At 71.7% G+C, this 22019-nt stretch carries 28 protein-coding genes and 1 pseudogene; 19 read left to right on the plus strand and 10 right to left on the minus strand.

Annotated elements, in window-relative coordinates:
* Positions 1–74 precede the first annotated feature (74 nt).
* The 9 genes from CWIS_RS17785 to CWIS_RS13740 form a co-directional block, all read right to left on the minus strand.
* A complete protein-coding gene (locus CWIS_RS17785; protein WP_053071747.1) occupies positions 75–773 on the minus strand; it encodes a ParB/RepB/Spo0J family partition protein in 699 nt (232 codons plus the stop codon).
* Positions 770–1090, minus strand: a complete 321-nt coding sequence (locus tag CWIS_RS18120; RefSeq protein ID WP_082156472.1) for a WhiB family transcriptional regulator — start codon at positions 1088–1090, stop codon at positions 770–772. The genes CWIS_RS17785 and CWIS_RS18120 overlap by 4 nt, the downstream gene beginning before the upstream one ends.
* Positions 1083–1454 (minus strand): hypothetical protein, encoded by a 372-nt coding sequence (locus CWIS_RS13710; RefSeq protein ID WP_048343864.1) that lies wholly within the window; start codon positions 1452–1454, stop codon positions 1083–1085. The genes CWIS_RS18120 and CWIS_RS13710 overlap by 8 nt, the downstream gene beginning before the upstream one ends.
* Positions 1455–1465: 11 nt before the next feature.
* Entirely contained in the window at positions 1466–1792 is a 327-nt protein-coding gene (locus tag CWIS_RS13715) for a hypothetical protein (RefSeq protein WP_048343865.1), read from the minus strand.
* Positions 1789–2091 (minus strand): hypothetical protein, encoded by a 303-nt coding sequence (locus CWIS_RS13720; RefSeq protein ID WP_048343866.1) that lies wholly within the window; start codon positions 2089–2091, stop codon positions 1789–1791. Before CWIS_RS13720 ends, CWIS_RS13715 begins: the two co-directional genes overlap by 4 nt.
* Positions 2088–2360, minus strand: coding sequence for a hypothetical protein (locus CWIS_RS13725; protein WP_048343867.1), 273 nt, complete (start codon positions 2358–2360; stop codon positions 2088–2090). Before CWIS_RS13725 ends, CWIS_RS13720 begins: the two co-directional genes overlap by 4 nt.
* The gene (locus CWIS_RS13730; RefSeq protein ID WP_048343868.1) at positions 2357–2758 is read right to left on the minus strand and encodes a hypothetical protein; all 402 of its coding nucleotides are present in this window, start codon (positions 2756–2758) and stop codon (positions 2357–2359) included. The genes CWIS_RS13725 and CWIS_RS13730 overlap by 4 nt, the downstream gene beginning before the upstream one ends.
* On the minus strand, positions 2758–3162 hold the full coding sequence (locus CWIS_RS13735; RefSeq protein WP_048343869.1) for a hypothetical protein: 405 nt from the start codon (positions 3160–3162) through the stop codon (positions 2758–2760). The genes CWIS_RS13730 and CWIS_RS13735 overlap by 1 nt, the downstream gene beginning before the upstream one ends.
* Positions 3163–3239: 77 nt before the next feature.
* The gene (locus CWIS_RS13740) at positions 3240–3494 is read right to left on the minus strand and encodes a helix-turn-helix domain-containing protein (protein WP_156186666.1); all 255 of its coding nucleotides are present in this window, start codon (positions 3492–3494) and stop codon (positions 3240–3242) included.
* Between the two features lie 145 nt (positions 3495–3639).
* On the opposite strand from CWIS_RS13740, the gene CWIS_RS13745 reads away from it, so the two are divergent.
* The 12 genes and pseudogenes from CWIS_RS13745 (at position 3640) to prfB (ending at position 12271) form a co-directional block, all read left to right on the plus strand.
* A complete protein-coding gene (locus CWIS_RS13745) occupies positions 3640–4125 on the plus strand; it encodes a hypothetical protein (RefSeq protein WP_048343871.1) in 486 nt (161 codons plus the stop codon).
* A gap of 223 nt (positions 4126–4348) precedes the next feature.
* Complete coding sequence (locus CWIS_RS13750) at positions 4349–4750, plus strand: ImmA/IrrE family metallo-endopeptidase (protein ID WP_048343872.1); 402 nt, start codon at positions 4349–4351, stop codon at positions 4748–4750.
* A complete protein-coding gene (locus CWIS_RS13755) occupies positions 4747–5214 on the plus strand; it encodes a hypothetical protein (RefSeq protein ID WP_048343873.1) in 468 nt (155 codons plus the stop codon). The genes CWIS_RS13750 and CWIS_RS13755 overlap by 4 nt, the downstream gene beginning before the upstream one ends.
* A gap of 2 nt (positions 5215–5216) precedes the next feature.
* Positions 5217–6671 (plus strand): recombinase family protein, encoded by a 1455-nt coding sequence (locus CWIS_RS13760; protein WP_048343874.1) that lies wholly within the window; start codon positions 5217–5219, stop codon positions 6669–6671.
* Between the two features lie 19 nt (positions 6672–6690).
* Positions 6691–7476: pseudogene (locus CWIS_RS13765) on the plus strand (CpaF family protein); the annotation flags it as partial.
* A gap of 1 nt (position 7477) precedes the next feature.
* Positions 7478–8338 carry a type II secretion system F family protein gene (locus tag CWIS_RS13770; protein ID WP_048343875.1) on the plus strand — a complete coding sequence of 287 codons (861 nt, stop codon included), beginning with the start codon at positions 7478–7480 and terminating at the stop codon, positions 8336–8338.
* A complete protein-coding gene (locus CWIS_RS13775) occupies positions 8335–9267 on the plus strand; it encodes a type II secretion system F family protein (protein ID WP_048343876.1) in 933 nt (310 codons plus the stop codon). Before CWIS_RS13770 ends, CWIS_RS13775 begins: the two co-directional genes overlap by 4 nt.
* 117 nt (positions 9268–9384) lie before the next feature.
* Positions 9385–9639 carry a hypothetical protein gene (locus CWIS_RS13780; protein ID WP_141368618.1) on the plus strand — a complete coding sequence of 85 codons (255 nt, stop codon included), beginning with the start codon at positions 9385–9387 and terminating at the stop codon, positions 9637–9639.
* Between the two features lie 59 nt (positions 9640–9698).
* Entirely contained in the window at positions 9699–10052 is a 354-nt protein-coding gene (locus CWIS_RS13785; protein ID WP_255318464.1) for a TadE/TadG family type IV pilus assembly protein, read from the plus strand.
* A gap of 29 nt (positions 10053–10081) precedes the next feature.
* On the plus strand, positions 10082–10558 hold the full coding sequence (locus CWIS_RS13790) for a hypothetical protein (protein WP_048343877.1): 477 nt from the start codon (positions 10082–10084) through the stop codon (positions 10556–10558).
* A gap of 131 nt (positions 10559–10689) precedes the next feature.
* Positions 10690–11103 (plus strand): hypothetical protein, encoded by a 414-nt coding sequence (locus CWIS_RS13795; RefSeq protein ID WP_082156481.1) that lies wholly within the window; start codon positions 10690–10692, stop codon positions 11101–11103.
* A 55-nt stretch (positions 11104–11158) separates the two neighbouring features.
* Positions 11159–12271, plus strand: coding sequence for a peptide chain release factor 2 (gene prfB, locus CWIS_RS13800; protein ID WP_048343878.1), 1113 nt, complete (start codon positions 11159–11161; stop codon positions 12269–12271).
* A 388-nt stretch (positions 12272–12659) separates the two neighbouring features.
* Here the strand turns inward: prfB and CWIS_RS13805 are convergent, their stop codons facing one another.
* Entirely contained in the window at positions 12660–13658 is a 999-nt protein-coding gene (locus CWIS_RS13805) for a LacI family DNA-binding transcriptional regulator (protein WP_048343879.1), read from the minus strand.
* Positions 13659–13960: 302 nt separating this feature from the next.
* Here CWIS_RS13805 and chvE point away from each other — a divergent pair, with 302 nt between their 5' ends.
* The 7 genes from chvE to ftsX all read left to right on the plus strand — a co-directional run bounded on the left by chvE (position 13961) and on the right by ftsX (position 22017).
* On the plus strand, positions 13961–15115 hold the full coding sequence (gene chvE, locus CWIS_RS13810; RefSeq protein WP_048343880.1) for a multiple monosaccharide ABC transporter substrate-binding protein: 1155 nt from the start codon (positions 13961–13963) through the stop codon (positions 15113–15115).
* Positions 15116–15354: 239 nt separating this feature from the next.
* Complete coding sequence (gene mmsA, locus CWIS_RS13815; RefSeq protein WP_048343944.1) at positions 15355–16875, plus strand: multiple monosaccharide ABC transporter ATP-binding protein; 1521 nt, start codon at positions 15355–15357, stop codon at positions 16873–16875.
* A complete protein-coding gene (mmsB, locus tag CWIS_RS13820) occupies positions 16872–18104 on the plus strand; it encodes a multiple monosaccharide ABC transporter permease (RefSeq protein WP_048343881.1) in 1233 nt (410 codons plus the stop codon). The genes mmsA and mmsB overlap by 4 nt, the downstream gene beginning before the upstream one ends.
* Positions 18105–18153: 49 nt before the next feature.
* Positions 18154–19356, plus strand: a complete 1203-nt coding sequence (locus CWIS_RS13825; protein ID WP_048343882.1) for an ROK family transcriptional regulator — start codon at positions 18154–18156, stop codon at positions 19354–19356.
* Positions 19357–19427: 71 nt separating this feature from the next.
* Entirely contained in the window at positions 19428–20198 is a 771-nt protein-coding gene (locus CWIS_RS13830; protein WP_048343945.1) for an ATP-binding cassette domain-containing protein, read from the plus strand.
* Between the two features lie 200 nt (positions 20199–20398).
* Positions 20399–21088 carry a cell division ATP-binding protein FtsE gene (gene ftsE, locus CWIS_RS13835; protein WP_048343883.1) on the plus strand — a complete coding sequence of 230 codons (690 nt, stop codon included), beginning with the start codon at positions 20399–20401 and terminating at the stop codon, positions 21086–21088.
* Between the two features lie 11 nt (positions 21089–21099).
* Positions 21100–22017 (plus strand): permease-like cell division protein FtsX, encoded by a 918-nt coding sequence (gene ftsX, locus CWIS_RS13840; RefSeq protein ID WP_048343884.1) that lies wholly within the window; start codon positions 21100–21102, stop codon positions 22015–22017.
* The last annotated feature ends 2 nt before the right edge of the window (positions 22018–22019 follow it).

The raw sequence follows: 22019 nt of genomic DNA on the forward strand, positions 1-22019 counted from the left end.
CTCGACGACCGCCTCGGTGCGGGACTGTCCCGCGGTCGTGGTCATGCGCGGCCGCCCGGGCTGTAGCGTCGTCGTCACGACGGCGTCACCGCCTCGACGAGCCGGTCGCGCTCGTCCGCGCGGATCCCCGCTTCCCAGCACTGCCCGCACCCGACGCCGCCGACCTTCGTGCGCTCGTCGTGGTCGCACGCCGCGCGCACGGTCGCGGCGAGACGGTGCGTGCGACCGAACCAGGCCGCGCCGCGTGCGACCCGGTGCCGGGTGCTGCCGGAGCCGCGGTCACGGACCTCCCGGGCGAGCCGTGTCGCCTCACCGAGCCCGACCTTCCCGGTGGCGACCATCTGCTGGACCTCGTCGGGCAGGTCGATGAGCAGGAGCCGCTGCTGGACGGTCGAGGTGGCGTACCCGGTGCGGCGGGCGATGTTCGCGACGGTCATACGCCGGGCCCGCAGGCGGGCGAATGCGCGCGCCTGGTCGATCGGCTCGAGCTGCTTGTGCATCGCCGCGGCGAGCATCGTTGAGATCTGCCCGTCGACGTCGCCGCGCTTGGACGCCAGGCACGGCAGGGCACGCGCGCCGGCGAGCTTCGCCGCGGCGTGCCGGCGGTGCCCGTCGAGGATGAGCCACCCGTCACCGGAGGGTGTGACGACGAGCGGCTGCAGGAGCCCGACCTCACGGATAGAGGCGGCGAGTTCGGTCAGGTCGCCGAGGTCGCCGCGGATGTTCGCGGTGTTCTGGTGGATCCGCTCGATCGGGATCATCGGCAGGGTCACGGCAGACCTCCCGGGCGCTGGCGACGCAGCTCGGCGCGCTCGTCCTCGTCGAGACCGCCCCAGATCCCCGCGTTCTGCCGGGTGGTCTGCGCGTAGGCGAGGCACTCGGCGCGGACGGGGCACGTGCGGCAGATGGACTTGGCGGTCTCGATGCGGTCCCGTCGGTCGGCTCCCGGCCGCTCCTCGGAAGGGATGAAGAAGAGCTCGCCGTCGACGTCCGGCGACGCGCAGGCGGCGCGCGCCTGCCACGGCTCGCTGTAGCGGCCGGCGACGGCGCCGGTCTGGCGGGTGAGGGTGCGGGAGCGGAGCTCAGCCACGGGGCGTCACCTCGATCAGGCCCTGCCGGTGCTGCCACCGGTGGTGCTTCACGTCGAGTTCGATCTCTGCCTTCGTGGTGGCGTTCGTGGCCTTCGTCCACGGGCAGTGCTGGCAGGTCGCCTCGTGACGACCGTCGGGCAGCGTGCTCACGGGGATGCGGGGGTGCGCGACGATCGGGTGCGAGCGGGTGAACCGGTAGTTCCGCATGGGCAGGGGGGCGCTCGCGTGGGGTCCCAGCCAGAGGCAGACGCTCCCTGCCTCGTGATCGACCTTGGCGACCAGGCGCGGGTCCAGGTGGCCGCCGCGGTGCTCAGCCATGTCACCGGCTCGGACGTCCTTGGCGGCGACGTCGATGCGACTCATCGGCAAGGTCCTCATCGGGCACCTGCCGGGCGGATCTCCTTCGAGAGGACCGCGATCGACCCGGACGCGACGCGTGTGACGGTGGGCATCCCGCGGGTCGGCTTGTCGGTGAGCAGCTCGACGAGCTCACGTGCCATCGCGTCGGTCGGGCGCAGCCACCACGTGCCGACGTCGGGGCCCTCGGACCACACCGACCAGGTGCCGCCGAGCCGGTAGAGGGTGACGGTCGTGCCGGCACGCGGGCGACCGCCCCGGGGGAGGTCGTACTGGTGTCGCTCGGCGGCGTCGAGCTTGTGCAGGAGGTCGCCGTCCGCGACGCGTCGGGTGCGCGCGCTCATCGCGCACCTCCGGGGGTCTCGTCGGGGGCGAGCGCCGGGATGACGACGGGCGGCTCGTAGGCGGCTGCGGCCTTCCCGAGCAGGTCGACGAGCGGCGGGTACGCGGGCTCGCCGTGGTGCCCGAAGTCGGAGCGCACGACGCCGTGGGCGGCGGCGTGCTCGTGCTCGGCGGCCAGGACGGCGGCGTGCTCGAGCGCGGCCACGAGCTCGTCGAGACCGAGCGGGACGGTGGATGCGTCGATGTCGAGGAGCCGGTCGGCGGCGTCCTGCAGGGTGGAGGACAGCAGGCGGGTGCTCATCGAGTCACCGCCGGGAAGGTGAACGAGCCGAACCGGCCCCAGCCGATGTTGCCGCGCCCGGTCGTGAGGTCGAGGTCGACGGCGTAGTCCCGGCTGACGAGGAACTTGCCCGCGTACCTCCAGACCGCCTCAGCGAGCAGGTCCGCCGCGTTCGGCGCCTGGACGTTGAGCTCGACGGGCAGCGGCGGGACGTCGCTGCTGCGTCCGATGCGGTCGAACGTGACCGTGACGACCGAGGTCGCGCTCGCCTGCGCGCGGGTGGTGCTCATCGGGCACCGCCTCGGCGCTCGACCTCGGCGCGACGGTTCTCGAGCAGCACGACCGGGGCGAGCCGTTGGTCGTCGACGACGCGCAGCGTGCCCTGCGCGGCAGCGCCCGCCCGCAACGAGGCGAGGCCGGCGACCGACGACGCGGCCGGGTGCGTGTCGTGCACGGGGATCCCGGCAACGCGGAGTCCGGCCTCGAGGTCGGTGTCGCCGCGCTGGATCGGGCGGGCGAGGGCGGCGAGCTCAGCAACCGCGGTCGCCTGGGCGTCCTGGTCGAACGGCGGTGCGTCCGGGACGAACCCGCGCTCGGCCGCGACGGCGCGGAACGCCGGGGTGGTGGTGTGGGTGCGCACGGTGCGGGGACGCGCGGGGGCGGGGTGGCGGCGGAACAGGCGCAGCATCACGCCACCTCTGCGCTCTGCGCTGCGCGGCGGGCCGCGATGCGCTGCTCGAGCTCGGCGATCGACGGCCCGCCGGGCCGGTGTGCGGCGCGCGCCGCGTCCTGGACGCTGCGCGCGGCCTGTCGGGCGCGAGCCGCGGCGATCGCCTCGCCGGCGCGCTGGACGCACTCCTTGCGGTCCTGCTTCGCTTCGATACTGGCGGTGAGAACCACGATGGGCGTGAAGACGTTCGCGCCGTTCGGGTGCTGGTGGCTGGCGTTCTCGGCGAAGATGCGGGACCGGCCGTCTCCCCAGTCCTCGGGGCCGCGGTCGATCGTGAACTCGCGGGGCCGGAGGGGCTTCCCGTCGCGGTCGCGGCCCGCCGGGATGGCGGTGATCCGTCGGGTGCCGTTGCTGGTGGGCATCGGTACGCTTCCTTTCGATCGATGGTTCGATCGACGTGGGCCGGTTCTCGTTGGCGCGGGGCCGGCCTTCGTCGTGTTCAGGCGGACTTGCGTGCGGCCTTGCGGGCCGGGATCACCTCGAGGAAGTCGTCGAGGTCGAGGCCGAGTCGCAGGCGGATGCCGGCGATGAGCGCGCTGCCCGGGGCGTCGCCGGCGAATGCGCGAACGACGGTTGCTCGGCCGACGCCGATCTCCTCCGCGAGCTGCTCCTGGCTGCTGATCCCGTGCGACGCCATGGCGGTGCGGATCACCTCAGCCCTGAGGCGCAGCGTTGCGGGGCGGATGGGCTTCATGGGCTCAAGCATGATCATGGATGATCAAGAATGCAAGCGTCGCGGCTCGAATCTGATCACAGAGGCGTGCACTTCACCCTCTAGAGCGCAGGTCAGACGCCCGCGCCTCTATGCAGATGATCAGAATTGATCCTAGAATCGGTGCGTGACCACCGACCTGATCTCCTACCTGCGCCGCTACCGACCGGGGATGACCCGCGAGGAGGTTGCCGTCGCCGCCGGCGTGTCCATCGCGACGCTCACCCGCCGGCTACGCGAGGGCCTGGACGCCGACGAGGTCATCCGCGCGGCACGCCACGTCGGCGCCTCACCCACCGAGGCGCTCCTCGAGCTCGGCATGCTCGAGCAGCACGACGTGCGCCGCGTCGCCGCGGTCGACGCGCTCGACACCGTCCCGGAGCGGGTCCTGCTCGAGGAGCTCCTCGGGCGCGCACTCGAGCGCGAGGAGACCGACGCCGCGGACCGCCAGGAGGCCGGCCTGCCGCCCGCCGCACCGCAGCGGTTCGCCCCGGTCATCGACGTCGCGTTCGGGCGGCCCGACCTTGACGTCGAGCTCGAAGCGCTGCCGGCGGTCGCCGACGAAGGCGCGGACCACGAGGGCGAAGACGAGGCCCTTGAGCGCCACCCATGACGGATCGCCCCTCGCGGAGCGGTTCTCCGCTCTCGCCCTCGCGTGCTCGCGCACGTAAGGCGGGTCAACCGGAAGGAACCTGTCATGTGTCATCGCTGACCGCGGTGCGAATCCGTGACCAGCAGGAACGTTCATGACGGATCGCGCCGACCCGTGTCGGACCCTCAAGGTTTGATCGGACGTCGACGATGACGATGACAGGTCGTCAGGGGGGAGATGACAGGTGGACGAACTGCTCGAGCTGGCCGAGCGTGAAGGCGCCCGCGTGACGTGGCGCGACCTAGGCCGGCGGCGCGGCGAGTACCGTGCCGGGCCGCGGCTGATCACCCTCAACCCGCGCATGTCGACCGTCCTGCAGCGCTCGACGCTCGCGCACGAACTCGGGCACCACCACCACGGCGACACCTGGACTGACGACCCCCGCGAGCACGCCGCCCAGGAGCGCCGCGCCAACCTGCACGCCGCCAGGCTCCTCATCGACCCCGTCGAGTACGCGACCGCCGAGCGGCTCGTCGGCCCGCACCCCGGCGCGATCGCGCGCGAGCTCGGCGTCGCCCTGTACGTCGTCGAGGCCGCACGCGATGCTCTGCTCAACTACGTTCCGGCACCCAGGAGGACAGCGTGAGATCCAAGGAGTGGAAGAGGTCAGCGGGGACCGTCGTGACGGGCATCGTGCTGCTCGTCGTCGGCCAGTTCGTGTTCCAGCTCGGCCAGCAGTCAGCCGTGCGGGGCCTTCTGGAGTCGGGATACTCCGACGACGACACGGGCAAGGGCGTGGTCTTGATCGGCGGCGTCACCGTGCTCGGCGGTCTCGTCACGCTGTGCTGGGGGGTGTGGCAGATGGCCGTCAACGTCGACCTCGCCGGGCTCGTCGCCGCCCGCCACCTCGCCGAACTCGAGATCGCGGACGCCCGCGCCGCAGAGAAGGAGTATCGGCGAGCGCAGAAGGCGCGCCGTGTCGCGGCGGACAGGCTCGCAGCGGTGGCTAGAGACTCGGCCACGCAGGGATCGGCGCCTGGCCCGGGCCAGTCAGAGCCGGCGCCCGGGCGCGAGCCGTGGGAACCTCCCGCCCCGCCGACGCAAGGCTGACCGTGACCCGTCACCTCGCGGCAGTTCCCGAGACGCCGCCGCGCGCGCTCGGGATGATCCGCGTGTCCGACGAGCGAGGCCGCGGCGACGCCCTGCTCTCACCTGACATCCAGCGCACCGCGATCGCCGACCACGCCGCACGCGCCGGGTACACGATCGTCGGGTGGGTCGAAGCGACCGACGAGTCAGGGTCCCGTGCCCGTTCCGCCTGGTGGCCGCGCCTCGACGCCGCGATCGACCGCATCGAGGGTGGCGACGTCGATGTCGTCGTCGTGTGGAAGTTCTCCCGCGCGGCCCGCAACCGACGCCGTTGGGCCGTCGCGATCGACCGCCTCGAAGCCGCCGGCGGGCGTCTCGAGTCCGCCACGGAGCCGAACGAGCGCACACCCGCCGGCCGGTTCGCGCGCGGCATGCTCGCCGAGCTCGCAGCGTTCGAGGCCGAGAACATCGGCGCCGTCTGGAAGGAAGTCCAGGCGTCCCGCGTCGCACGAGGCCTCCCACCCGGCGGCAAGCTCCCGTGGGGGTGGCGCTGGTCGGCCGCGGGACCGGCCGAGCTCGACGGCGACAAGGGCGACGTGATCGTCGAGCTGTACCGCCGGTACCTCGCCGGCGCCGGTGGGCGCACCCTGGCCGCGTGGCTCAACGCCGGCGGGCACAAGCCGATGCACCGCGACACCTGGAACGACCAGACGGTGCTGCAGCTGCTCGAGTCGCCCGTGCACGCCGGGCTCATCACCTACCGCGGGCAGGTGCACCCGGGCGCGCACGACGGGGTCGTGCCCGTCGAGACGTGGGAGGCGTACCGGCGTGAGCGTGCCCGTCGCGCCGCGGAACGCACCGGGCAGCGGACCTACCTTCTGTCCGGGATCGCACGCTGCGCCGCGTGCGGGGAGCCGATGACGGGGTTCTCGATCACGAAGCAGACCCGGTCCCCGCGGCCCTGGTTCTCCTACCGGTGCACGTCGCTCGGCAAGGGCAACCACACCGGCAAGGGCCAGTGGTCGCTCGCCCTGCCCGTCGTCGAGACGGCCGTCATGGACTGGCTGCGTCGCGTCGCCGACGACGTCGACGGCGCCGCGCAGCGTGCCGAGCGTGCCGCGGCCGCGTCCGTCGACGCCGACCTCGAGCTGCAGCGCCTCGCCCGCGACATCACCACCCTCGACCGGCAGCTCGTGAACCTCACCGAGCAGCTCGCCGCCGACGTCGTCCCCGTCGCCGCCTACACCGCCGCCCGCGACCAGATCCTCGCCCGGCGTGCACGGATCGCCACCCAGCTCGACGCCGTGAAGGACGTCGCCGTGCGACGCCCTGCGAACCCGGCCGCGTCTGCGCAGCGGCTCCTCGACGATTGGGCTGACCTCGACGTCGAAGGGCAGCGCGCCGCGCTGCGCGCGCTCGTCGACCGCGTCGAGGTCGATTGCGCCGCCCGGACCGCCCTGGTCGTGCCGCTGTTCTGACGACTGTCGCCGGTCACGGCTAACGGACGTCACGCGCACCCACTGGGTCGTCAACATCCGCAAGTACGTGGTGCGCGCGGACCACCTCGACGACCTCGTCGCGCTCGGCTCGCTGCCGCCCGACGCCGCAACGTTCCTCACTGCCGCGGTCCGCGCGGGCCTCAACGTCCTCGTCTCGGGCGCGACGCAGGCCGGCAAGACGACGATGCTCAACGCGTTGGCGGGGGCGATGCCCGTGCGCGAGCGCGTCATCTCCTGCGAGGAGGTCTTCGAGCTGCGGCTGGCCGCGCGCGACTGGGTCGCGATGCAGTGCAGGCAGCCGAACCTCGAGGGCGCCGGCGAGATCCCGCTGCGGCGCCTGGTCAAGGAGGCGTTGCGGATGCGCCCGGACCGCCTGCTGGTCGGCGAGGTGCGCGAGGCCGAGGCCCTCGACCTGCTCATCGCCCTCAACGCGGGCGTCCCCGCGATGTGCACCATCCACGCCAACTCGGCGCGCGAGGCGGTCACCAAGCTGTGCACCCTGCCGCTGCTCGCCGGCGAGAACGTCTCCGACCGGTTCGTCGTCCCGACGGTGGCCTCGTGCGTGGACCTCGTCGTGCACCTGGGGCACGACGCGCGTGGCCGGCGCCGCGTCCGTGAGGTCCTCGCGATCCCGGGGCGCACCGAGCAGGGCGTGGTCGAGACCGCGGAGATCTTCGCGTGGCGCGACGACAGGCTCGTGCGTGCCGACGGCTTCCCGCCTCACCCCGAGCGCTTCGCGCGCATCGGGGTCGACCTCGCGGCGCTCCTGCGGTCGAGGGGGTGACGTGGACGTCGTCGTGGGACTCGTGCTGGGCGCGGGCGTGGGGTGCGTGTGGTGGTCGTTCTGGCCGCGGGCCGCGTCGTCCGACGCGCGTGCCGGGAGGTGGAGCGCCCGGGTGCAGGACGAGCTCGTCCAGGCGGGTGTCCACGGCGTGACGCCGGGCGGGCTCGTCGTGGCGAGCGTGCTGCTCGCGGTGGTCACCCTCGTCCTCGCCGTCGCGCTGACGCGGGCACCGACCGTGGCGCTGTTCTTCTCGGCGTTCTCGGCCGCGGGGCCGCTGGCGATCGTGCGCGGCCGGGCACGGCGGCGCCGGTCCCGCCTGCGGCAGCTGTGGCCGGAGGTCGTCGACCACCTGGCCTCGGGGATCCGTGCCGGGCTGTCGTTGCCCGAGGCCGTCGCGCAGGTCGGCGAGCGCGGGCCGGTCGAGCTGCGCGCGCAATTCCGGGCGTTCGGCGAGGACTACCGCGCGACGGGCCGGTTCACCGAGAGCCTCGACCTGCTCAAGGCGCGCCTCGCCGACCCGGTCGCGGACCGCATCGTCGAGGCGTTGCGGATCACCCGCGACGTCGGCGGGACGGACCTCGGGCGGCTGCTGCGCACGCTGTCGGGCTTCCTGCGCGACGACGTGCGGACCCGTGGCGAGCTCGAGGCGCGGCAGAGCTGGACCGTGTACGCGGCCCGGTTGGCTGCCGCCGCACCCTGGATCGTGCTCGCGGTGCTCTCGACGCGCACGGAGGCGGCGGCCGCCTACGACACCCCCGCAGGGTTCGTCGTGCTGCTCACGGGCGCCACGTGCACCGTGATCGCGTACGCGGCCATGCTGCGCGTCGCGCGGCTGCCCGAGGATCCGCGGGTGCTGCGATGAGCCCCGTCGTGCAGGGCGCGTTCGCGGGGCTGCTCGCGGCGTGTGGCGTGCTCGTCGTGATCGCGCGTGTGCGCGCACGCCGGATCACGCTCGACCAACGGCTCGCGCCCTACCTGCGGCCGCGACGCATCGGCTCGCGGCTGCTCGGTTCGCCCGTCGTGCGCGGGCCCGTGCCGGTCCTCGAGCGACTCGTCGCTCCCGTGCTCACCGACGGGGTCCGGCTCGTGGCGCGGGTCGGCTCGCCCACCGCGGAGCTCGCTCGGCGGCTGGTACGGGCCGGCCGGCTCGAGACCGTCGAGCAGTTCCGCGCCGGCCAAGTGGTCTCCGGGGCGCTCGGGCTCGCCGCGGGCCTCGCACTCGCGCTGGTCCTGGCAGCCACGCGCGGCTCGGCGACGATCGCCCTGCTCGTGCTGGTCGGCGTGTGCGGGTTCGCGGGCGTCCTCGTCCCGGACTGGTTGCTCGGTCGCCAGGTCCGCGCACGTGAGGGCCGCATCGTGGCCGAGCTGCCCACCATCGCCGAGCTGCTCGCTCTCGCCGTCGGTGCGGGTGAAGGGGCGTTGGGCGCGCTCGAGCGCGTCACGCGCAGCACGCACGGCGAGCTCAGCGTCGAGCTCGAGCGCACGCTCGCCGACGCGCGTGCGGGCCTGCCCATCACCCAGGCGCTCGACGGGCTCGCGGACCGGACGGGTATCCCGGCGCTGGCGCGGTTCGCCGAGGGGGTGGCGGTCGCGGTCGAGCGGGGCGCGCCACTCGCGGACGTGCTGCGTGCCCAGGCGCAGGACGTCCGCGAGGAGGGCAGACGCGTGCTCATGGAGACCGGCGGCCGCAAGGAGGTGCTGATGATGATCCCGGTGGTGTTCCTCATCCTCCCGGTGACGGTCGCGTTCGCGGTCTTCCCGAGCGCGGTGCTGCTGCGGGTGGGCCTGTGACGGCCGACGAGACCTCCAAGACCGACGAGACCGACAAGACCGACGAGACCCGGCCCTCGGGGCCGCAGCTCGAGCCCGCCCCGCCGAGCGGTGGGGCGCGCAGACAAGGAGGAGCACATGATCAGGACAGGCCGCGCGAGGGCGCGTCGGTACCGCACGACGCTGCGGGACGTGCCTCTGAGGTGGACGGCGCGTTCGCACGCGTGGCTGGGGCAGCGGGTGCTCGCCGCTGGCCGGCCGGACCGCGGCGACGTGCCCGGGTGGGTGCTCGTGACCTTGATGACCGCCGGGATCGTGACCGCGCTGTGGGTGCTCGCCAAGCCCCTGCTCGAGAACCTGTTCCAGGACGCGGTCGAGGGCGTGCACGGCTGACACCGCGGCACGGGCGCGTCTCGCGGTGCGGTGACGGGAGCGAACACGGGAGTGCTGTCGTGGACTTCGTGCTGGTCGGCGGGCTCGTCCTGCTGCTGGTGCTCGGCATCGTGCAGCTCACCCTCGCGCTGCATGTGCGCAACACCCTGATCGACAGCGCGTCCGAGGGGGCCAGGTACGGGGCGCTCGTCGGACGCTCGCCGTCGGACGGCGCCCAGCGCACGCGCGAGCTCGTGCGGGGGTCGCTCGCCGACCGTTACGCGGGCGAGGTCGACGCGACGGCCGTCTCGCGCGACGGCGTCGAGCTGGTCGAGGTGCGCGTCCGCGCACCGCTGCCGGTCATCGGGCTGCTCGGTCCGGCGGGCGGGCTGACGGTCACGGGTCATGCGATCGCCGAGGACTCGCTGCCGTGAGCGGTCGCGCGGGAGTGCGAGGGTGTCGGGTGTGCGCACGGTTGCGCGCTCGCTGGACGGCCGGGTCTGCGGGCCGTGGCGAGGACGCCGGGAACGCCGTCGTCGAGTTCCTCGGGCTGTCGCTCGTGCTGCTCGTCCCGCTGGTGTACCTGGTCCTGGTCCTCGCCCGGATCGAGGCCGCGAGCTACGCGGTCGAGGGCGCGGCGCGCGAGGCGGCACGCGCGTACGTCGCGGCCGACGACGCCGAGTCCGCCGCCGCGCGCGCGGTCGCGGTCACCGGCGTCGCCCTCGCCGACCAGGGGTTCGACGACGACCCGTCGGAGGCGCTCGCGATCGTGTGCGAGCAGGACCCCTGCCTGCGCCCCGACGCGCACGTCGAGGCGCGCGTCGAGGTCGTGGTCCCGCTGCCCTTCGTGCCCGGGTTCGTGCGCGACGTCGTCCCGCTCGAGGTGCCCGTCAGCGCGCGGCACGTCGCGGTGGTCGACGAGTTCCGGAGCGTCCGGTGACGGGCGGGGTGCGTGCGTGGGTCGCTCGTCGCGGCGGCGCGCTGCGAGCTCGTCTCGACGACGAGTGTGGTGGCGAGGGCGCCGGGCGGACCGGTGCAGACGGGCGGACAGGTGCGGCCGAGCGTGGGCAGGTGCTGGTGCTGACGATCGGTGTCGTCGTCTTCGCGGTGCTGCTCATCCTCGTGGTCGCGTCCGCTGCCCAGGTGCACCTGGAGCACAAGAGGCTCGTCGCGTTCGCGGACCTCCTGGCGCTCGAGGCGGCCGACTCGATCCGCGACGAGGTGTACTACGGCGAGGAGGGCGACGCGCGGATCCGGGTCACGGACGCATCCGTGCGCGACGCGGTCGAGTCCTACCTCGCGGAGCACCCGGGGCAGACGCGCGGGTGGCGCCAGGTCGCGGTCCAGGAGGCGACGGCGACGGGAGCTCGTACCGCCCGGGTGTCCATCGTCGCGCGGGTGCGTCCCGCGGCCACCGCGTGGGTGCTCGCGGCGTGGTCCGACGGAGTGGTCATCGAGGCCACGTCCAGCGCGACCGCGGACTGAGCGCCGAACAGCGGCTCGTCGGCAGACGCCCCGGGTGCCGGTAACCTGACTCGTTGTGGCCACCACCGACTTTCCCGCTGAGATCCGTGATCTGCGCACCACCCTGGCGTCCATCCAGGCGGTGAGCGACCCGACCGCGCTCCGGGCGAAGATCGCGCAGCTCTCCGAGGCGGCCTCCGCCCCCGACCTGTGGGACGACCCGGACTCCGCGCAGAAAGTCACGAGCGCGCTGTCCGCCACGCAGGCCGAGCTGGAGCGCGTCGACCGGCTCGCCGGCCGGATCAACGACCTCGAGACGCTTGTCGAGCTCGGGCAGGAGATGGGCGACGAGGACACGATGGCCGAGGCCGAGGCCGAGCTCGTCGCCATCCGCAAGGACCTCGACGCACTCGAGATCCGCACGCTGCTCGCGGGCAAGTACGACCAGCGCGAGGCCGTGGTCACGATCCGCTCGGGTGCGGGCGGCGTCGACGCGGCCGACTTCGCCGAGATGCTGCTGCGCATGTACCTGCGCTGGGCCGAACGGCACAACTACCCGACGACCGTGCTCGACACCTCCTACGCGGAGGAGGCCGGGCTGAAGTCGGCGACGTTCGAGGTCAAGGCGCCGTACGCCTACGGGCACCTGTCCGTCGAGGCCGGCACGCACCGCCTCGTGCGCATCTCGCCGTTCGACAACCAGGGACGGCGTCAGACGTCGTTCGCGGCCGTCGAGGTCATCCCGCTCATCGAGCAGACGGACTCCATCGAGATCCCCGAGTCCGAGATCAAGGTCGACGTGTTCCGCTCGTCTGGCCCCGGTGGGCAGTCGGTCAACACGACCGACTCCGCGGTGCGGATGACGCACATCCCCACGGGCATCGTCGTGTCGATGCAGAACGAGAAGTCCCAGATCCAGAACCGAGCCGCGGCGCTCCGCGTCCTGCAGTCCCGCCTGCTCCTGGTCCGCCAGGAGGAGGAGCGCGCGGCCAAGAAGGAGCTCGCGGGCGACATCAAGGCGAGCTGGGGCGACCAGATGCGCTCGTACGTGCTTCAGCCGTACCAGATGGTCAAGGACCTGCGTACCGAGCACGAGGTCGGCAACCCGGCCGCGGTGTTCGACGGCGACATCGACGACTTCATCGAGGCGGGCGTCCGCTGGCGCCGCGCCCAGGAGATCTCCGCCTGACCCCACGGGCCTCCGCCGGGCCAGCAGGTGCCCGGCCAGTCCGCGGAGCACCCCGGCGAAGCCTGCGGGGACCGCGCACGGTTCGCCCGAGGCTGCGGTTGCTCCGGGTGTGGGGCGCCTTGGCCGGAGCAGGTGCTGGCTCGCGTCGGTGGTGGGGGCTGAGGCTGGGGTTGCTCCGGGTGTGGGCGGCCTTGGCCGGAGTAGGTGCTGGGTCGCGTCGGTGGTGGGGGCTGAGGCTGCGGTTGCTCCGGGTGTGGGCGGCCTTGGCCGGAGCAGGCGCTGGGTCGCGGAGCAGTCGGGTGCTGGGTGCGCGGAGAGCACGGAGCGCGTGCTCGGGGTCGGTGTCGCGGTCGGGGTGGGGTCGGGGTGGGGTCGGGGTGGGGACCGGTCAGCCGACGGTCGAGGCGCGGACCGTGAACGACGTGGGCAGGACGATCGGCTCGCGCGGGACCGGGGTGCCGCGGAAGCTCGCGAGCAGGGCACGCGCGGCGGCCTGACCCATCTCGCGGATGGGCTGGTGCACCGAGGTCAGCGGCGGGTCGGTCTGGGCGGCGGACGGCAGGTCGTCGAAGCCGACGACGGCGACGTCGTCGGGGATCCGCAGTCCCGCACGGCGCAGCTCGGCCATGGCACCCGTCGCCATCGTGTCGTTGTGCGCGAACAGCGAGTCGAAGTGCAGCCCCGCCTCGAGCGCGCGGGCGACCGCGGCCTGCCCTGACTCGAACGTGAAGTCGCCCTCGACCGCCCGCAGCGGGTCGAGCGTGAGCCCGGCGGCGCCGAAGCCCTCGGCGAAGCCCGCGAGGCGCTCCTGCACGCACCCGAACCGGGGGTCGCCGCTGACGACCAGGGGCTCGCGCCGGCCGATCTCGAGCAGGTGGTGGGCGGCGGCGAGAGCGCCGAGCCGGTTGGTCGTCGCGACGGACCCGAACATCGGCTCGTGCCCGCGGTCGTCGACGAGCACGACGGGCAGGCCGTCCTCGTGCAGGCGCGTGATGTAGTCGAGCGTGCCCCCGGGCTCGACGACGAGCAGCCCGTCGAACGCGCGCGCGGAGACGTGCTCGGCGAACCGTCGCATTGACTCGTCGCCCTGCGTGGTGGTGAAGACGAGCATCCCGTAGCCCTCGTCCTCGACGGCCTCGATGGCGGCCTGCACGACCTCGCCGATCCACGGCCACGTGAGCGAGGGCAGGAGCATCGCGACGATGTGCGTCGAGCCGCGGGCGAATGCGACAGCCCGCGCGCTCGGGACGTAGCCGAGCTCCGCGATCACCGCGCGGACCCGCTCGGCGGTGCGCTCGTCGAGCTCGTCGCGGCCGTTGAGGACGCGCGAGACGGTGGTCTTGGAGACCCCGGCCCGCTGCGCGACGTCGCGGATGGTGACTGGCACAGCGCCGATTGTCCCGGTTGCGGCGCGGATCGGGGCAGGTTCGAACGGGCGTAACCCGGGAGTGTGACGCAGGACACATCGGATGACTTCGCATCGTGAAGCGAACGTATCTGGTCACGCGCAGATCACGCCCAACACGCGGAAGGACACACTTTGATAACGCCACTTGCGCTGTCATGGCTTTGAGTCTTGAATTCAACCGTCACCTCGGGGTGGTGAACCATCGGCGGCTCACCCATGCGGGACCGGCATCGTCGTCGGCCCGACGCTCCCCAGAGGATGTACCAGAGGAGTAGACGACGATGTCCCAGACCTGGAAGAAGGTGGCGGTCGCGATCGCGACCGCCGGCCTTTTCGCCACCTCGCTCGCGGCGTGCAGCAGCGAGCGCGACACGCCGCCGGCCGCGACGGGCGGCGCGACTGACGCCGCGACTGACGCGGCGAACGGGGGCGGCGGCCTCATCGGCATCGCGATGCCGACGAAGGCGCTCGAGCGGTGGAACCGTGACGGTTCGCACCTCGTGGAGCTGCTCGAGGCCGCTGGCTTCGAGACGAGCCTGCAGTACGCGGACAACAAGACCGACCAGCAGATCAGCCAGATCGAGAACATGATCAACGACGGCGCCAAGGTGCTCGTCATCGCCTCGATCGACGGCACGACCCTCGGCCCGGTGCTCGAGCAGGCCGCGGCGAAGGACGTCAAGGTCATCGCGTACGACCGCCTCATCAACGAGACGCCGAACGTCGACTACTACGCGACGTTCGACAACTACAAGGTCGGCCAGCTCCAGGGCCAGTTCATCGAGGACGCCCTCGGCCTGAAGGACGGCAAGGGCCCGTTCAACTTCGAGCCGTTCGCCGGTTCGCCGGACGACAACAACGCGAAGTTCTTCTTCCAGGGCGCCTGGGACATCCTCAAGCAGTACGTCGACAGCGGCAAGCTCGTCGTGCCCTCGGGCAAGGCGCCGGCCACCGACGACGCGTGGAAGAACATCGGCATCCTCGGCTGGGGCTCGGACGACGCGCAGTCCGAGATGGAGAACCGCCTCAACTCGTTCTACGGCGGCGACACCAAGGTCGAGGTCGTCCTCTCCCCGAACGACTCGCTCGCTCTCGGCATCGCGCAGGCGCTCACCGGCGCCGGCTACAAGGCGGGCGAGGGCTGGCCGGTCCTGACCGGTCAGGACGCTGACCAGGCCAACGTGCTCAACATGCTCGCGGGCAAGCAGTCCATGACCGTCTGGAAGGACACGCGCGCCCTCGGCGACGCCGTCGCGAACATGGTCGAGGAGATCACCAGCGGCAAGGAGGTCACGACGAACGACAACGAGACGTACAACAACAACGTCAAGGTCGTCCCGACCCTCCTGCTCGACCCGCTGGTCGTCACGCCGGACACCGTCGAGAAGGACCTGGTCGACTCGGGCTTCTACAAGGCCTCTGACCTGGGTCTGTGACCCGAACCTGACGCAGGCCGCCGCCGCACACGCACGATCGTGCGGCGGCGGCCCGTCGGGGCGCCGCCCTCAGGCGGCACCGTCAGGGTCCGCCAGGGCGGACCGGTCGTGACCGGGCAAGGACCGAGGACGAGATGGACACCACAGCAGGACCGGGCGCCACGGCAGCACCGGGCAACACAGCAGGACCGCAGGACGCTCCGGGAACGGGCGCCGCGGCACCGGAGCACATCCTCGAGATGCGGGGCATCACCAAGCGCTTCCCCGGCGTGCTCGCACTCTCCGACGTGAACCTCTCCGTGCGGCGGGGCGAGATCCACGCGATCTGCGGTGAGAACGGGGCCGGCAAGTCGACCCTGATGAAGGTGCTCTCGGGGGTGTACCCCCACGGGAGCTACGACGGAGACATCGTCTTCGAAGGCCGGACCGCGGAGTTCAAGAGCACGCGGGACTCCGAGCACGTCGGGATCGTGATCATCCACCAGGAGCTCGCGCTGTCGCCGTTCCTGTCGATCGCCGAGAACATCTTCCTCGGCAACGAGCGGTCCGCCCGCGGCGTCATCGACTGGAACCACACGAACTCCGAGGCCGCCAAGCTCCTCGCCCGCGTGGGGCTCGACGAGCGGCCCGACACGCGCATCATCGACATCGGTGTGGGCAAGCAGCAGCTGGTCGAGATCGCCAAGGCGCTCTCGAAGGAGGTCAAGCTGCTGATCCTCGACGAGCCGACCGCGGCGCTGAACGACGAGGACAGCGCGCACCTGCTCGGCCTGATCAGCGGTCTGCGTGACCTCGGCATCACCTCGATCATCATCAGCCACAAGCTGAACGAGATCGAGGCGATCGCGGACACGACCACGGTCATCCGTGACGGCCAGACGATCGAGACGATCGACATGCACGGCGAGGACGTCAGCGAGGAGCGGATCATCCGCGGGATGGTCGGTCGTTCGCTCGACCACCGGTTCCCGGAGCACACGCCGACGATCGGCGACGAGGTCCTGCGCATCGAGGACTGGACCGTGCACCACCCGCTGGACCAGTCCCGCAAGGTCGTCGACGGTGCCTCGCTCAACGTGCGGCGCGGCGAGATCGTCGGGATCGCGGGCCTGATGGGTGCCGGGCGCACCGAGCTGGCCATGTCGGTGTTCGGGCGGTCCTACGGGTCGCACATCTCCGGTCGCGTGTTCAAGGACGGTCAGCAGGTCACCCTGCACACCGTGGGCGCGGCGATCAAGGCCGGCATCGCGTACGCGACCGAGGACCGCAAGCACTACGGGCTGAACCTGATCTCGACGATCCGCGACAACGTCTCGGGTGCGGCGATCTCCAAGGTCTCCGAGCGAGGCGTGATCGACCGCAACGAAGAGCTCAAGGTCGCCGAGCGGTTCCGCAAGGACCTCAACATCCGCACGCCCAGCGTCGAGGCGCTCGTCGGCAAGCTGTCCGGCGGCAACCAGCAGAAGGTCGTGCTGAGCAAGTGGATCTTCTCCGACCCGGACGTGCTCATCCTCGACGAGCCGACGCGCGGTATCGACGTCGGCGCGAAGTACGAGATCTACACGATCATCAACAGGCTGGCTGACGCCGGCAAGGGCGTCATCGTGATCTCGTCGGAGCTGCCCGAGCTGCTCGGCATCTGCGACCGCATCTACACCCTGTCCCAGGGCCGCATCACGGGCGAGGTCGCCCGGCAGGACGCGACCCAGGAGCGACTCATGCACTACATGACCATGGAGAAGGACGTGACTCCCCGATGAGCACCGACACCAACCTTGCCCCTGCGATGCCTCCCGGCGAGCAGGCGCGCATCCCGCTGAGCCAGCGCCTGTCGGGCCTGGGCGGCAACGCGCGGCAGTACGGCATCTTCGCGGCGCTCATCGTCATCATCCTGCTGTTCCAGGGTCTGACCGACGGCCGTCTGCTGAAGCCGGACAACGTCGTCGCCCTGTTCCAGCAGAACGCCTACGTCATGGTCCTGGCCATCGGCATGGTGATGGTGATCGTCGCCGGGCACATCGACCTGTCCGTCGGGTCGGTCGTCGCCGTGGTCGGCGGGATCATCGCGGTCTCGATCTCCGACTGGGGCCTGCCGTGGTGGCTGGCCGTCATCCTCGGCGTCGTGATCGGTGCCGCGATCGGGGCCTGGCAGGGCTTCTGGATCGCGTACGTCGGGATCCCAGCGTTCATCGTCACCTTGGCGGGCATGCTGATCTTCCGCGGGCTCGCGCTCGTCGTCGTCGGCCAGACGATCCGCGTCAACAACGACTCGTTCAACTCGATCGTGTCCGGCTCGCTGCCGAACTTCCTGGGCTTCACCTCGGACATGGACGTCGTGACGCTCGTCATCGGTGCCCTGACGATCGCGGCGTTCGCCGTCGCGCAGCTCCGCGCCCGCATGCAGCTGCGCAAGCACGACCTGCACGTCGAGGCGCTCGGCCTGTTCATCGGCAAGCTCGTCGCCGTCGCGGTGGCGGTCGGCTTCCTGGCCGTCCTGCTGTCGCTGTCGGCCGGCGGCATGCCGATCATCCTGGTCATCGTCGGCGTGCTGATCGTCGTCTACACGTTCCTCATGGGCCGCACGGTCTTCGGCCGGCACATCTACGCGGTCGGTGGCAACCGGCCCGCCGCGAGCCTGTCGGGCGTGCGCACCAAGCGCGTCGACTTCATGATCTTCGTGAACATCGGCGCCCTCGCCGGTATCGCGGCGATCATCACGACGGCCCGTGGTGGTGCCGCCGTCGCCGCCGCCGGGCAGAACTTCGAGCTCGACGCGATCGCCGCGTGCTTCATCGGTGGTGCGGCGGTCACGGGCGGCATCGGCCGGATCTCGGGTGCCATCGTCGGTGCGCTCATCATGGGCGTGCTCAACATGGGCCTGTCGATCATGTCGGTCGACCCGTCGTGGCAGCAGGCGATCAAGGGCCTCGTGCTCCTGGCCGCGGTGGCGTTCGACCTCATCAACAAGCGACGCGCCGGCACCAGCTGACACTCGTCAGCTGACCAGGAGAACCGTCGACGAACACTAAGGTGCGAGCGTGAGCAGGCGAGCAGGCACGGCCGGCTCCCAGTCGTCCCTTCGTGAGGCCAACCGCCAGCTCGTCGCCGAGACGGTCAAGCGGTACGGCGGTCTCACGCAGGTCGAGCTCGCCGAGGCCACCGGTCTGTCCCAGGCGACGGTGTCGACGATCGTCCGCGAGCTCTACGCCGCGGGGGTCGTCGACACCGTCGCCACGACGCGCAGCGGGCGGCGTGCCCAGATGGTCACGCTCGCCCGCCGCGTCGGTCTGGCGGCCGGGATCCAGATCGGGCACCGGAACCTGCGTGTCGCGCTCGGCGACTTCTCGCACGAGATCCTCGCGGAGCAGACCCTGCCGCTCCCGGTCGAGCACCGGGTCGACACGACGCTCGACCGCGTCGCACTGCTCGTCGTCGACCTGCTCGAGCGGGTCGGCGCCTCGCTCGAGGACATCGTGGGGATGGGCGTCGGGGTGCCCGCGCCCGTCGACTCGGCCACGGGCATGATCTCGGTCGAGGGCATCATGCCCGGCTGGGACGACGTCCACCTGGGCCAGGTGCTCTCCAAGCGTCTGGGCCTGCCGGTGTACGTCGACAACGACGCGAACCTGGCCGCGTTCGCCGAGTTCAGCGCCGGTGCGGCGCGCGACCGCGCCGACTGCCTGTTCCTGCGCGCGTCGTACGGCGTGGGCGCGGGGATCGTGCTCGGCGGCCAGGTGCTGCGCGGCTTCGCGGGCACCGCGGGTGAGATCGGGCACCTGACGGTCCGGCCCGACGGCGAGCTGTGCCGGTGCGGGCGCCGCGGCTGTCTCGACACGGTCGTCGGCGCGGGCGCGCTGCTCGAGGCCGTCGGACCGGTGCCCGGCATCGCGAGCCTGCGGGACATCGTGCAGCGCGCGAACCAGGGCGACGAGCGCTGCGGCGACGTCGTCGCGGAGGCCGGGGCAGCGATCGGCGCCGCGCTCGCCGGGCTCGTGCTGGCGGTGAACCCGCAGGTCGTGGTGGTGGGCGGCGAGCTCTCGGAGACGGGGGAGACCTTGGTGGCGCCCTTGCGCGCGGCCCTGCTGCGGCACGCGTTGCCCAACCGCATCGCGCCGCTCGAGGTGGTGCGCGCGAGCCTCGGCACCCGCGCGGAGATGGTGGGCGCCCTGGCGCTGGCGGTGCAGTCCACGGACGTGCCGCTGCGCGTCGAGGAGACGGTCGACGTGGAGGGGCTCGGATGACGACCGTTGACGGCCGACGAGTGGGAGACTTCACTGACCAGCAGCACGACGACGTGGAGCAGGTGATCACGATGAGCCCATCGCCCGTCCCCCTGCTGTCCATGCGGGGGATCAGCAAGAACTTCGGCGCGGTCGAAGCTCTCGCCGGTGTGGACCTGGACGTGTTCGCGCACGAGGTCGTCGCGCTCGTCGGTGACAACGGCGCCGGGAAGTCGACGCTCGCCAAGGTCGTCGCGGGCGCGTACACGCCCGACTCGGGGCTCATCGAGATCGCCGGCGAGCCCACGTCGATCCCGACTCCCGCAGCCGCCCGGACGCTCGGCGTCGCGACGGTCTTCCAGGACCTCGCGCTGTGCGACAACCTCGACGTGACGGGGAACCTGTTCCTGGGCCGTGAGGTCCGCCGGGGCGGGCTGCGCGACGACGGCTACATGGAGGCCACGGCCCGCCGCGTGCTGGAGGCGCTGAACAGCCGCATCCCGTCGGCCCGCACCCCGTTGTCGACGTTGTCGGCGGGTCAGCGGCAGTCGGTCGCGATCGCGCGCACGCTCATCGGTGACCCGCGCATCGTCGTGCTCGACGAGCCGACGGCCGCGCTCTCGGTGGCCCAGACGGCCGAGGTCCTCACGCACATCGAGCGCCTGCGCGAGCTGGGGCTGGCGGTCATCCTCATCAGCCACAACATGACGGACGTGCGAGCGGTGTCCGACCGCATCGTGGTGCTGCGTCACGGCCGCAACAACGGCACGTTCGACGCCGCGACGACGAGCCACGAAGAGGTGCTCGCGGCGATCACCGGCGCCACGGTGCGTCGCTCGCCGCGCCTGCACGCGCTGCGCTGACCGGTTCGTCCGCACTTCGGCGCGTTCGTCCTCGCGCGTCCGGAACGACCTTCACGCGACCTCCGCGTCTGCACGGCGTGTCGGCCCGCCGGGCTCATGGGCCCGGTGCCTAGTCTCGACGAGCCGGGCACCGCTCGGCGGCCGGGGCGTGCCCCGGTCACGTCGTGCGGACCCGCCGCCGGACAGCCAGAGCGAGCAGCGTGATCAAGTTCGAGAACGTCACCAAGGTCTATGCGCGCGGCGCCAGGCCCGCGCTGGACGGCGTGTCGCTGGACGTCGAGCGCGGCGAGTTCGTGTTCCTCGTCGGGGCGTCCGGGTCGGGGAAGTCGACGTTCCTGCGGCTCGTGCTGCGCGAGGAGCGGGCGTCCGCGGGCAAGGTGTTCGTCGCGGGCAAGGAGCTCGGCTCGCTGTCGTCGTGGAAGGTCCCGCAGCTGCGCCGACAGATCGGCGCGGTGTTCCAGGACTTCCGGCTGCTGCCGAACAAGAGCGTCTTCGAGAACGTCGCGTTCGCGCTGCAGGTGATCGGCAAGCCGCGGCACCAGATCCTGGCGACCGTCCCGGACACGCTCGAGATGGTCGGGCTGGCCGGCAAGGAGAAGCGCCGCCCGCACGAGCTGTCCGGTGGCGAGCAGCAGCGCGTGGCCATCGCGCGCGCGTTCGTCAACCGGCCGCAGATCCTGCTGTGCGACGAGCCGACCGGCAACCTCGACCCGACCACCTCGCTGGGGATCATGCGCCTGCTCGACCGGATCAACCGCACCGGCACCACCGTGGTCATGGCCACGCACGACGACGAGATCGTCGACCAGATGCGCAAGCGCGTGGTCGAGCTGTCGACGGGCGAGCTCGTGCGCGACCAGTCGCGCGGCGTCTACGGCTCGGACCGCTGAGGGGACCGGCCGTGCGACTGCGATTCATCCTCTCCGAGATCGGCATCGGTCTTCGTCGGAACCTGTCGATGACCATCTCGGTCATCCTCGTCACGTTCGTCTCGCTCACGTTCGTCGGGAGCGCTGCCCTGCTGCAGCTGCAGATCGACAAGATGAAGGACGACTGGTACGACAAGGTCGAGGTCTCGGTCTTCCTCTGCCCGGCGACGTCGCCCGAGCCCACGTGTGCCGGCGGCGAGGTCACCGAGGACCAGAAGCAGGCGATCCGCGACGCGCTCGACGAGCCCGAGGTCGCGCCGTTGATCGTCCAGCCGATCTTCTTCGAGACCAAGGAGGAGGCGTTCGCCTCCTTCAAGAAGCAGTTCGGCGACCAGTCGTGGGCCTCGGTCGCGACCGTCGAGGACATGAACTCCTCGTTCCGGATCAAGCTCACCGACCCGTCGCAGTACCAGGTGGTCGCGGACGTCGTGTCCGGGCGGCAGGGCGTGGAGTCCGTGCAGGACCAGCGGCGCCTGTTCGATCGGCTGTTCCTGGTGATCGACCGCGCGACGCTGCTCACGGGTGGCCTCGCCGCGGTGATGCTGATCGCGGCGGTCCTGCTCATCACGACGACCATCCGGCTCTCGGCGCTCTCGCGCAAGCGTGAGACGGGCATCATGCGGCTCGTCGGCGCGTCCACGATGTTCATCCAGCTCCCGTTCATGCTCGAGGGGGCGATCGCCGCGACGATCGGCTCGCTCATGGCTGTCGGCGGGCTCTGGTTGGGTGTGCAGTACCTGGTCACGGACTGGCTGGGCGGTACCGTCTCCTGGATCCCGTACGTGACGACCTCCGACGTGCTCACGGTGGCTCCGCTGCTGGTCGCGTCGGGGATCCTGTTGGCCGCCATCTCCTCGCTCGTGACCCTGAGCCGCTACACGAAGGTGTGAGC

The organism is Cellulomonas sp. A375-1, from assembly GCF_001040865.1.
GTDB classification, from domain to species: Bacteria; Actinomycetota; Actinomycetes; order Actinomycetales; family Cellulomonadaceae; genus Cellulomonas; species Cellulomonas gelida.